Raw genomic sequence first — 12,564 nt, 5'->3', positions numbered from 1 at the left:
AACATATATGTTAGCTATAGTTTTTGGAACAATCTTTTGAATGAAATTACAAAGGTGGAGTTGGCTCTACCGAATTGTTCAGCGTCTCCAGTCCTGCAATCTGACAACCCACCTCGTCTCCTGGCTCAATAACGACCGACCCCGGTGTCCCCGTCAAAATGACATCTCCCGGTTGCAGTGTCATCACATGTGACAGGAAAGAGATCAGGTATGCGGGGGAAAAGATCATTCGGCTAACGGTATTGCTGTGAGCGACTTGGCCGTTGAGTATGGTCTCGATCTCAAGATCAGGTAGATTGTCATATTCGTCAGGTGTGGACAGGGAGGAGCCAAGGCTCAGGAACGTGTCAAAGCTTTTGGCACGCTGCATAAACCGAGGATTGCGAGCGTGGATATCCTTGGCGGTCATATCGAGTGCTGTCGTATATCCAGCAACAACGCACATCGCCTCCTTTTCACTGAGCTTCTTGCACGTGTGTCCGATGACGATGGCTAGCTCCGCTTCTGCGGTGATCTGTCCGGCTCCAGTGGGAAGCTGGATCGCTTCACCAGGGCCAATCAGTGATGTATCCGGCTTGAGGAAAATGACTGGCTCATCCTCAGGAGGACGCCCGGATAGCTCTATCGCTTTTGCCAGATAGTTCATACCGACGCCAATGATTTTGCCCGGCTGTCTGTAAAGAGCGCGGTAAGAAACTTCGCCTGCGAGCAGGGCAGGGGCCCTGTCGAGGAGCTCCTGACCACCGCTAGTATACCAGTGGCGCAGCGTACTCAGTCGTTTTTGTTGCAGTAGCGTGAAGAGGTCTATGTTCCAATCTGTGCCTTCCTGTTCATTCACCCAAGCCAGAGGGATCATGCCCCGATCCGTTAAAAAAGCAACTTGCTCCTGTCCCTTGTGCGTAATCGTCACGAGTTTCATCCATGCACCTCTTCTGTAAAATGTTTAGTCACCCAATACAGCAACCGGAGATCTGTATTCAAGCCGCCGATAAAAGATAGTCCGATCGGCAGTCCGTCCTGACGGATTACTGGTACGGTAACCTGAGGCAGACCGGAAAGTCCCGCAATACAGGAGAGCTGCATTGTCTTCGCTCGGTATGCCTCAGCTTCTGGACCTTGTAATCCCAACAGTGGAGCTGGGCCAGGTGCAGTGGGAATGGCCAGAATTCCGTCTTCACCTAGTAGTTCCACCAGCGCGCGCTGTACACGAGCACGTAAAGCTGCTTCGACCGTACTTGCGGATTCCTCCAGTGTCCCGGCCCATTCGAAGCGTTCCGCAATGCCCGGCCCAAATGTCGGATGTTCCTTGGCGATCCATTCGCTATGTTCACGTGCGATCTCTAGCCCTTGAAGAACACGGAACGCCGCCGACCAGTCTGCCAGGCTCTCTTCAGGCTCAGTTAATCGGATAGCCGTGTGGTTATCGCTCCAGCCGCCGAGACCATGTAGCTTCGCAAGGAGGATCGAACGGTCATCCGATTTCGGTAGGCTCCAGGCTTCTTCCGCTGAGAGAAAGCGGGTGAATAGGGGTGTACTGATATTGAATAGGTGATCTATGTCGTGTTCACTCTCGACGCTTAAGCTCGATTCACGATCAGAATTAGCTGAATTTTGTTCCAGCAGGACCCTGCCCACGTCGAGCAAGATCTTTGCAGACCGACTCATCCAGCCCACCGTATCAAAACTTCGCGCCAGCGGAATGACTCCTTCCGCAGATATGGCTCCATGCGTCGGACGGAAGCCGTATAGGCCACAATACGATGATGGAATACGCACCGAACCACCAGTGTCCGTTCCTACGGCGAAATCGACCAGTCCTGCAGCAGCTGCTACGGCCGAACCGCTTGACGAGCCCCCGGGAATTCGATCTGGTGCGTGAGGGTTAATCGGTGTGCCGTAATGTGCGTTTTCTCCGTTCAGGCTGTACATCAATTCGTCCGTCTGCGTCGTGCCTTCAAGCCTCGCGCCGTTTGACAGCAATGCCAATATTGAAGGAGCTGTAGATTCCGAAGGCTCATGCGTGCGAAGCCAATCCGGGTTGCCGGCTCCGCTTGTAGCTCCCTTGATATCGAAGACGTCCTTCACTGCGAACGTCAGTCCAGTGAGTAACCCTGTTCCGTTGGCGGGTCGCTTCATAGAAGTATCTACGAATGCTCTCCATTGGTCGGACACGGGTGACACCATCTTCGACTTTGTGTGGAGTTTGAATCCCTCCGTTTGATTCTCGTTTTTCGTACTCATTGCTGTTCTCCTTTCGGTTTCATATTCGTAGTAAGCGTGCTACGGGAACGCTGAGACTTTACCGTGTCAGGGATTTGAACCTTTCTCAAGGTATTCGCCTGATCTTGTGGGGGAGAGCTGATCCGAAGTCGGTCTAACAGTAATGCGAGTAAAATGCCGACCAGCAGACCGTTTCCAAGTAGCGGCCGCAGTAGAGCGGGCAGTGAAGTGAACGAATCGGAAGGCAATCCCATAATGATGATCCCTACGAATAAAGGTGCCGCTGTTCGGTACAGGTTGGCGGCATCCATGCGAATCTGCCCGAAATATTGCAGGGAGGAGCCTAGCAATCGCAGATATGTCACGAGAAGCACGGCGCTTCCGATGCTAAGCGGGAGTTGCGTCAATACGCCGCTGATCCCCTTAATTAGGCCGATGCCCGCGAACAGAAGACCACCAATTACAAACGGAAGTCTATCCCGGATACGAGTCTGCTGGAGGAAGCCGACAGAGGAAACGTAGGGAGCGTAGGGGACAAGCCCCAGTAATCCTGAGACAACTGCGAGCACACCGCTGATCGTGAAGGAGCGTCTGTATTGCCTTCCTGATGCTTCCTGCTCGTAAATACTATCCGTTCCTTTCAGTGCGCCGAACGTATTGGAGGCGTTGACGAGCCCGGCGATAACGGCAATCGCTACCACACCGGCGTTCAGTCCGTCCGTAGGCCCGCCGAGTGGAAACCAGCCCATGTCTATACTTCCAACGCTGGAGGCTCCGTCGTCTCTACCAAAGCTAAGCGCATATAGCGCCCATCCGCCCAAAATACCAATCAGCAGCGCATACTGCCCGATCGCGGGCCGGGCTTTTACTGACAAGACTGCGACAAAAACGGCAACGGCAGCAGCCAACAGGAACACGGCTGGCTGAATTGCTGTGGCTTCAGTCGATGACCCAGATGAAATGCCGAGCATGCCTTCGAGAAAAATCATGTTCAGCCTGCAGCCAAGCAGGAACATGAACACAGCCATCACTCCTGGCGTAAACAGCTTCGACAATGGAGCAGCTAGGCCACAGACACCGATCAGAATGGTGACTACACCCGAGATCAAGATTCCAACAGCCAGGCTGCCGCCCAGTTCCGTCAGCGAAATGCCCAGTGATGGCGCAGCCGCGCTAAGGCTTAGAATGACACCCCACCACAAGCCAGACTGTCCTTCCATGATGGCTCTCTTATGTCCGAGTCCTGCCTGTATTACGCAAGCGAGCCCTGTTAGGACAAACGAGCATTGAATCAGAAATTGAATCTTCTCCTGCGGGAGCCCGAACGCTGCTCCGACTGTGATTGGAATGACTACCGTATTAGTAAATAAGAAGAAAAGCCACTGCAGCCCTGCGAGTCCTGAGCGCAGCCAGTTGATATTTTTCATATTTCACACTCCGCTTGGAGCTTCGTTGAGATGGTATCCGAGCAGCTTTATTACGCACCCGGGGTTCCTTGAACAAAGCTGAGTTTATACAAAAGGATTCCGGAAATTCCCGGAATCCTTATCTTTCCCTAAAATCCAAGTGCGACAGCAAGGGCCTTTGGGCAACACCTTCTACACCATGGCCACTTAGGCGAGTACTGTCGTACCTGATTGGGCCTGCTCATACACGTCCAGTGCTTCTTGCACTCCGCGCCCAATCACGATCGGGGCATGATGTCGGATCAGCACAGCTTCCAGCGCGGACAGAACGAATAGTACGTTCTCCTTGCGACAACTGTAGCCCATCGTGCCAATTCGCCAAATCTGCCCGTGCAGCGGGCCAAATGAGCTTGCGATCTCGATACCGAACTGATTCAGAAGCATCGTTCGTACGGACTCGCCGTCGACACCTTCCGGAATCTTCACGCACGTCACGACTGGCAGCTTCCATGCCACGTCGTTGAACAGCTCTAGTCCCATACCACGGATACCGGCCATCAGCGCCTTTTCATGCAACTTGTGCCGTTCGAAGCGTTCTTCAAGCCCTTCGTCAAGCAGGATGCGCAGGCCTTCGCGCAGCGCGTACAGCATAGACGTTGCTTCCGTATGATGGTTCAGACGACGCGGCCCCCAGTAATCCTGTAGCTGGCTTAGATCAAAGTAGTTGCTGCGAATCGGCTGCGCCACGTCCCGACGGTCGCTTTCAATTGCGACACCGCGCTCGACTTTTTTTCGGCTCGCCAGAATGCGCTCAACTCGCTCGTTGTATGTGACGGGTGCCATACCAGACGGCACGGAAATACACTTCTGTGTACCGCCGATAACCGCATCAAGCTGCCATTCATCCACTTTGACTGGGGTGCCACCGATTGAAGCGACGGCATCGACCACCGTCAATACGCCGAGCTTGCGGCAGGCCGGGCCGATCTTGTCCAACGGCTGCATACAGCCCGTCGAAGTCTCCCCATGCACAATCGCCAGGATTTTCGGCTGTACTCGCTCCACCTCGCTGATGACCGCCTGTTGGTCGAATACCTCTCCCCATGGACATTCCATTAGATGAAGCTCTGCACCGTGGCGCTCGGCAATCTCGGTCAGCAGATGGCCGAAGCGGCCGAAGATTGGCACTAGTACTTTGTCACCCGGTTCGATCAGACTGCACAGTACCGCTTCCAAGCCTGAGCGGGAAGTACCGTCGACAGGGAAGGCCCACTGGTTCGTCGTCTGGAATGTTTGTCTTAACATTTCCATAGTTTCGTTCATCATTCGCGTGAATTCCGGATCAAATTGGCCTAGAATCGGCGTTGCCATTGCTCGCAGAACTCTAGGGTCGACCTCAACTGGCCCTGGTGTCATGATTGTTCTCAAAGGTGCATGAATTTCCCGGTACTTCGTCATCTCGTAACCGCCTCCTCAGTGTTCTTCAATAAGCCAACTTGTGCAGCATGTCGATCAGCAAGCGCACGCCGCGCTGTAAATCTTCCGTATCCGTAAATTCTGCGGGTGAGTGGCTAATGCCGTCCCGACTTGGTACAAAGAACAGTGCGGTTGGACAGTACGTTCCGAATATCTGCGAATCGTGTCCCGCCCCGCTAGTCATTGTTTTGTACGAAATGCCTTCGCGCTTTAAAATGTCCTCAGCAGCCGCGTTTAGAGCAGGGTCCATTGCTACCGGAGGTTCATCCATCCATTTGTGGCACACGACGCGAGTTCCTTGTTCGGCCGCAACCATCTCGAATTCCCCGAAGCATTCCTCGCAGAAGTTCCGAATCGTCTCTGCATCCCTGTGCCGCACGTCCAGGCTAAAGGTGACCTCGCGCGCAATGACATTACCGACATTGGGGTGAACGTCCATTCGACCCACGGTAGCCACGAGTCCGCTCTCATCTGCTTTGGCTCGATGCGTTAGTATTCGAATTAGCTCGGCAGCCGTAGCCATGGCATCTCGGCGCCATTGCATTGGAGTCGTGCCGGCATGATTACTCTCGCCATGGACTGTAATATCATAACGGCGTTGTCCAACGATGTGGCTGACGACGCCGATCGACTTGCCCTCCCGTTCCAGCACCTGGCCTTGCTCAATATGCAATTCGATAAAGCATTCCAGGTCTTTGCGCTTTGGCTCCGGGTGTTGACCTGATCCGAAGCCGGCATCGCGCATCGCCTGTTCGAACGGTACGCCTTTTGCGTCCTTAAGGTTGTGAACCGCCTCGCGGCTCTTCACCCCCGTAATATTACCAGAACCCCAGTAGGTCATCGGGAAGCGGCTTCCTTCTTCTTCGCACAGGGACACAACCTCAATTGGCTTGAGTGGCTGTCCGTAATGTGTAAGCAAATATTGCACGGCGATTAGTGCAGCGACGATGCCATAGGCTCCGTCGTATTTTCCGCCTCCGGTCACTGTATCTACATGCGATCCTGTCAGTACGACCTGCGCTTCGGGATCACGTCCAGCGACACGTCCAAACAGGTTGCCGGCATCGTCGTAGTGTGTGGTTAGTCCAATTTCTTTCATTTTTCCCTCGATCGCCCGCTGGGCCGCGCTCCAAGCCGGGTCATACAGCAACCGTGTTACTCCGCCACTTTGTTCTTCCCCATGCGAAGCCAGCCATTCAATCATATGTTCGACCTGTTCGAATAAGGCGGACGGCTTCGGTTGTTTGATCATCAATGTAATCTCCCCCAATCTGGCAGCCCAAGCTTTCCAATCGATGTTATATTGTTTAACTTGGCAATGCTATTAATTAATCGTAAAATAAAACAAAAGGGAAATCATTCACGAAAATGTAGAAGAATCAGAGGAATTGTTGGTCATGTTAACTAAAGGGGCGTGAGAATAATGAAAATGGATGATCTGCTGAAACTACCCGTATTTGACGGAACAACGATCGTCGCGGGAGCAAAGGGCTTGAGTCGGGAAGTTCACACGGTCAATATGATGGACGCCCCAGATATCATTCCATACCTTAAAAGCAATGAATTACTCATTACGACCGCTTTTCACTTAAAGGATGATCTGCCAGCGCTGTTGGAATTGATTCGGGAGATGAGCCACCAGAACTGCGCGGCTTTAGGTATCAAAAGCAAGCGGTTCCTCGGCAGCATTCCTGAATCGGCGATCACGCTTGCTGACCAGTTGGACCTACCGCTAATGGAGCTGCCCGTCGAGCCTTCGCTCGGCGATATTGTCAACAAGTCGCTAAGCCATATTCTTGATGTGCGGACAACCGAGCTGCACAACGCAATGCAGACACACCGACAATTCACCCAGCATATCATGAGCGGCCAGGGCATCCCGAAGCTATTGGATCAGTTGTCCTCCTTGTTGAGATTACCTGTTCTTCTACTTGGCCCTTACCTTCAACGGATATCCGGTCGTTTCACCGCCTCCACCGCCACGCGGCTCGAAGCGTTGTTATCTGACGGCGGTCGTTTTCATGTGGAGACATCCAACTTTACTGCTTTTTCCCTGCTGGGCGGAGAAGGGGAGACACTGACGTTATTTCCCGTCTATACCCACAGACAACTACACTATCTCTGTATTGAAGGATTTGTTCCGCCGTCGGAACGTTCGAGTATCCTGACTATTGAACAGGCAACCAACGTGATTGCTTTCGAGCTGATGAAGGACAATGCGCTCAAGCAAAATCGCCGGCGCATCCAGAATGAATTTTTCACCAATTTTATCGGGGGAGCATTCTCAAGCAGCGAGGAGATCGCCAGCCGAGGAAGGGAATTCGGTCTATCTGTTGATCACCGCTATCTTTGTGCGGTCGGCAAACTCGATGGCAGAGACAAAACGAGCTCATTTATGCAGTATAAAGCCGAGCAAGACCGGATCGCTGAGCATCTTGAAGGCGAGCTGGTCCATTTTCGCTATCCGCTACATTTGTTCACTCACGACCACGCCTACGTATTGCTCATGCCAATGGTCGAGGAATGGAAGACACTCAAACCTTCATTTTTTGCGCTGCTGGAACACCTTCAGGGGAAAATTGCTACGTATTTCGGTTCGGAGTTGTCGTTTGGATTCAGCAGCTATGCACAACCACTAGCCCAGATCCCTGTCTCCTACAAAGAGGCGAACGAAGCCCTTTACTTCGGCAGCATGGCAGGTAAGACACGGTTTATCGAGATGTATCATCCGAAGGAAGTGCCCGAGATTTTGCGTATGATCCCTCTTGAGCATCTACGGAAATTTTACGCCGATACGATGCAGGGCTTCGAGGATGAGACGCTTAAGGATCATCATATGTTAATCCAGACGCTATCCGTTTATTTGGAGGCCCATTGTCAACTTGCCGAGACGGCAAAGAGATTGTACATTCATCGGAATACAGTGATCTATAGGTTGGAAAAATGCGAGGAAATTATCGGTCGCAGCCTGAAGGACCCGGAGGAAACGTTGCGTCTTCGCATGGCATTCCGAATCAAAGCACTGCTGCCGCCGAAAGATGGAAGGTTGGAATAATGGATGGGTAGAGGAGCAGCGCAGCCCTAGTAACGCAGTTCAGTCTAATCTTTTCCTGCAAGGCGTATTTCCGCAAAGTAAGCTCTTATTCATAAAAAAATCCCCTCCGTTCAACAAGATTAAATCCATCTTACCAGATGTCTTTTTTCTCATGTCTACTAGAAGGGGATATTATTATTAAACTGTTCAATTTACAATTCCGTCTTAATCAGCCAGCAGTTACTGAATCTGAACTTTGCTTCGATTCACTCTGCATTCACTGCAGCTCAAGCTGTGCCGCTTGAGGTCGAGGGTCTCAGCCCACCAGAGCCCTGAACAGCTCCAGCGGTGACTTTCTCGCTTTGCTGCTCCTTCGCATGAGTGCCGTCAGCTCCAAGAGCTGACTGGTTCACATCTTGGACCGTAGCGCCCACATTTCCTTGTTGCAGCTCATACATTTGGCGATAGCGACCTTGACCGGCAAGCAGCTCATCATGAGTACCTTGCTCCACAATTTCACCTTGATGCAGGACCAGAATCTGATCTGCATTCCGAATGGTAGAGAGCCTGTGAGCAATGATGAAGGTCGTACGCCCCTTCTTCAGCACCTCAAGTGCTGCCTGGATGATTGCTTCGGTCTCGGTATCGATGTTCGCGGTCGCTTCATCCAGGATGAGAATGGCCGGGTCGAAGGCGAGCGCTCTGGCGAAGGAGATCAATTGACGCTCCCCTGCGGATAGCGTACTACCCTTCTCCAGTACAGGTTCATCGAAGCCCTGCGGCAAATGCTGTAAGAGCTTGCTTGCGCCTACATCCTGCAGAGCCTTCTCGATCTGCTCACGGGTAATCCGTTCATCGTCCAGACTGACGTTGGAGGCAATTGTTCCTGTGAACAGGTAAGGGTCCTGCAGCACGATTCCCATGTGGCTTCGCACCCACTGTCTGGGAAGCTCTCGTATATTCTGACCATCAATCGTGATGCTTCCCTTCTGCGGATCGTAGAAGCGAAAGAGCAGGTTGATGATCGAGCTTTTGCCAGAGCCGGTATGTCCGACGAGAGCGACGGTCTGCCCCTGCTTGGCAGTGAAGGAGATGTTCTTTAGTACATAGTCATTCTTGTAGGCGAAGGACACATCCTTGAACTCTACATGACCCTTATAGCGTGGCATGGAGCCATCTGTGACAGGCTCTCCGTCTTCATCCATAAGCTTGAATACCCTCCCTGCAGATACAATGGATGTATCCAGAGCCGCAAGTTGGTTCATCATGCCTGTAATCGGATGGAATAGCCGACTTAGTACGTCTACGAACGCATAGAGTACACCGAGCGAGATCGCCGAGGAGCCCGTCAGTGTTCCTGCGCCGAAGTACCACAGTACAATGGCAAACGAGAAATTCCGCAGCACATTCACCAGATTGTGGGAGGTGAGCGCATTCAGATTCAGCATCTTATTCTGATGCTTCATGTAATCTTTATTTAGCGTCTCAAATTCATCCAGCGTTTGCTGCTGCCGACGGAAAATTCGGATGATAGACATCCCCTGAATGGACTCATTAATAATGGCATTAATCTCACTTAGTCGGGAGCGGATGATGGTATTGTATCGTGTAGCTACTTTGCGGTATAGCACCACCCACAGGACGAGAATCGGCACAAGGAAGAGACAGATCAATCCGAGACGAAGATCCAGAATGAACAGTGCCACATAGATTCCTGCGATCGTCACGATGCCTGAACTGAAATTCGCCAGCACCGCTACGAACAGGTCCTTGATCGCTTCGGTATCATTGGTAACTCTGGATACGACCTTCCCTGCAGGCAGGTTGTCAAAAAAGTTCACCGGCAAACGCTGAATCTGTGCATACAGATCAAGTCGAAGCTTCTGGATTACCCGATTCGCACCGGATTGAAGCCAGTAGGTCTTGCCGAATTCAGCGAAGATCGAGATAACCAGGAATACGAAGTACCACATAATCAATTGGTAGATCCCCGGCAATTCCGGCTCGTAAAAAGCATACAGCTCGCCTGTGGATAGCACCTGAGCTGGGTAACGGAATGTCTCGCCGCCACGGGTAATCGTTAGTATCCCGTCGCTGAAGCTGCGCTCGCCCTCCGCGATGGATACAACCTCGTTGACGAATACGAAGGAAGAGCCAGCCTGTAGAATACGCACCTCGCGGCCACGAGGCTCTTGCGGTGTGAAGCGGTCACTTCGTTTGAAATGTTCTCCCTTGTAGGAGGCTGCTTGATGGGTATCGTTGGTCTGATAGAAAGGCTTCTCGATAGCCAGCATATGATTGTCAATCATGGACTTGGCAAGGAATGGCCCCGCCAGCTCGGCAGCCACGCCGATCGCCAGAGCGATGAGGGCTACAATGAATGTATATTTAGTCGTCAAGGCGTATTGGAATAATCGCCTGCCTATATTCTGCTTCAATTACTTAACCTCCTTGGAGGAAAGGTCCGATTCCAGCTGCTGGCGCAAATATTGCTCATGATACCAGCCTTGCTCACGCAGCAGCTCCTCGTGTGTTCCTTCCTCAATAATTCGGCCTTGCTCCAGCACTACAATATGGTCTGCATGCTCTACAGCGGACAGACGGTGTGTGGAGATCAGCGTTGTTTTACCGGCGCGCTTGCTTCGGATATTCTCAATAATGCGAGCCTCGGTACGGGCATCTACTGCAGACAAGGCGTCATCAAGGATGAGGATTTCAGGGTCCGCGATGAAGGCTCGCGCTAGGGATACACGCTGCTTCTGCCCGCCGGATAGTGCAATGCCTTTTTCCCCTACAAGCGTATCCAGTCCGTCTGCTAAATTCACAATATCACGCTCAAAGGCGGCAGTACGAATGGCTTCCATAATGTCATCATCCGTTGCACCAGGCTTACCGAACCGAATATTGTCGCGGACGGATTTGGAGAACAAAATCTGCTCCTGCGGCACGTAGCCAAGCCAGCTATGAAGCTGATCTACTGCAATGCGCTCCATAGGTGTATCCGAGATCAGAATCTCACCCTTGCCTGTAGGATATTCATGTAGAAGCTGCTTCAGCAGCGTCGTCTTGCCACTACCTGTACGGCCTACTACGCCAAGTGTCTCCCCACGCTTCAGCCTAAGCTGGACATCCTTGAGGTTATCCATCGTCGAAGATGGGTAACGGAAGGTCACGTCCTTCATCACAATGGACTCAGGATGGCTGACCTGAGCGGGGTGTTGTGCATCCTTGACATCAGGCTGATAAGAGGTCGTCTCGTTGACCCGATCGAGGGAAGCATTGCCGCGCTGCATCAGATTGATGAGCTCGCCGATGGCGAACATAGGCCAGATCATCATCCCGAGATACATGTTGAAGGAGACCAGATCACCCAATGTGATTTCATTACGAAATACAAGATGAATCCCATAGCCAAGCCCGATGACGTAACTGAGTCCTACACATAGACGAATGGTCGGCTCGAATAGTGCATCCATGCGGGCGACGGCCAGGTTTTTATGGTAGACATCGTCTGTAATATGGGCAAATCTACGCTCATCATGCCGCTCCTGCACATAGGCTCGAATGACCCGAATGCCAGCGACCGATTCCAGTACCTGATCGTTCATATCTCCGAAGGCGTCCTGTGCCAGCGTATAACGCTGATGGATGGCCTTGCCATATATGCTCATGGCGAGGGCGATGAATGGCAGGGGAATAATGGCCGCAAGTGTAAGCTTCCAGCTAATCAAAGTACACATGGCGATCAGTACAGTGGCCAAATAGACTGTGGAGTCCGTCAGGGTCAACATGCCGAATCCGGCTGTAGCTGCTACTGAACGTAGATCGTTCGTGGCTCGCGCCATGAGGTCTCCTGTCCGATTCTTCTCGAAGAAGGGCGGGGTCATGCTGAGCAGGTGTCGCATGAAGCGGCTGCGCAGCAAGCTCTCAACCAGATTGGCACCACCGAATAATCTATGCATCCATATGTAGGTGATGTAGTAGATTAATACGAGCATGCCTAGAATGAGCAGGACTGTCTGAGTCAATGAAGTCCAGGTCACGGAGCCGTTGCTGATCTCGTCAATTGTGGTGCCGAGCAGACGTGGGGGGATGAGCTCCAGTACGCCAACGACAATGAGGAAGATGAGGCCAACGGTATAGCGTTTTTTCTCTTGCCTGAAAAACCATCCCAAATTCTTTAATACTGAGAACATGTAAAATCGCTTCCTTTCACGAAAAGTGAACCTGTCGCCATGAGAAATCATGCTTAAAAGACAACAAAAAAGACATACCGTGTGCAAACGATATGCCTTGGATGCATGTCATATGGCGTGCTCAGGTGTAGACGTGAGTAACCGTTAACTACCTGACGCAATTATGTACGCTAAAGGATCAGACCTACTGGCAGGACTCCTCTGACGACGACAGTTCGGTTACTCCGGTATG

Annotated in this window: 8 protein-coding genes; 1 reads left to right on the top strand and 7 read right to left on the bottom strand. The window is 52.0% G+C overall.

The window, feature by feature from the left end:
• Positions 1-46 precede the first annotated feature (46 nt).
• The 5 genes from K331_RS0104165 to allC form a co-directional block, all read right to left on the bottom strand.
• On the bottom strand, positions 47-919 hold the full coding sequence (locus tag K331_RS0104165) for a fumarylacetoacetate hydrolase family protein (RefSeq protein ID WP_028589311.1): 873 nt from the start codon (positions 917-919) through the stop codon (positions 47-49).
• A complete protein-coding gene (locus K331_RS0104160; RefSeq protein ID WP_028589310.1) occupies positions 916-2,172 on the bottom strand; it encodes an amidase family protein in 1,257 nt (418 codons plus the stop codon). Before K331_RS0104160 ends, K331_RS0104165 begins: the two co-directional genes overlap by 4 nt.
• Before the next feature lie 65 nt (positions 2,173-2,237).
• The gene (locus K331_RS0104155) at positions 2,238-3,647 is read right to left on the bottom strand and encodes a uracil/xanthine transporter (RefSeq protein ID WP_028589309.1); all 1,410 of its coding nucleotides are present in this window, start codon (positions 3,645-3,647) and stop codon (positions 2,238-2,240) included.
• A 186-nt stretch (positions 3,648-3,833) separates the two neighbouring features.
• On the bottom strand, positions 3,834-5,084 hold the full coding sequence (locus K331_RS0104150) for a pyridoxal-phosphate-dependent aminotransferase family protein (RefSeq protein WP_028589308.1): 1,251 nt from the start codon (positions 5,082-5,084) through the stop codon (positions 3,834-3,836).
• A gap of 25 nt (positions 5,085-5,109) precedes the next feature.
• A complete protein-coding gene (gene allC, locus K331_RS0104145; RefSeq protein WP_028589307.1) occupies positions 5,110-6,354 on the bottom strand; it encodes an allantoate deiminase in 1,245 nt (414 codons plus the stop codon).
• Positions 6,355-6,525: 171 nt separating this feature from the next.
• Here allC and K331_RS0104140 point away from each other — a divergent pair, with 171 nt between their 5' ends.
• Positions 6,526-8,157 (top strand): PucR family transcriptional regulator, encoded by a 1,632-nt coding sequence (locus K331_RS0104140; protein WP_028589306.1) that lies wholly within the window; start codon positions 6,526-6,528, stop codon positions 8,155-8,157.
• Between the two features lie 266 nt (positions 8,158-8,423).
• On the opposite strand, the gene K331_RS0104135 is transcribed toward K331_RS0104140, so the two are convergent.
• Together K331_RS0104135 and K331_RS0104130 are read right to left on the bottom strand one after the other, a co-directional pair.
• Entirely contained in the window at positions 8,424-10,574 is a 2,151-nt protein-coding gene (locus K331_RS0104135; RefSeq protein WP_028589305.1) for an ABC transporter ATP-binding protein, read from the bottom strand.
• Entirely contained in the window at positions 10,575-12,332 is a 1,758-nt protein-coding gene (locus tag K331_RS0104130) for an ABC transporter ATP-binding protein (RefSeq protein WP_028589304.1), read from the bottom strand.
• Positions 12,333-12,564: the final 232 nt, after the last annotated feature.

The sequence above is a fragment of the Paenibacillus massiliensis subsp. panacisoli DSM 21345 genome, assembly GCF_000426545.1.
Lineage (GTDB): Bacteria > Bacillota > Bacilli > Paenibacillales > Paenibacillaceae > Paenibacillus > Paenibacillus panacisoli.
This window is presented reverse-complemented; position numbering and strand designations above follow the sequence as displayed.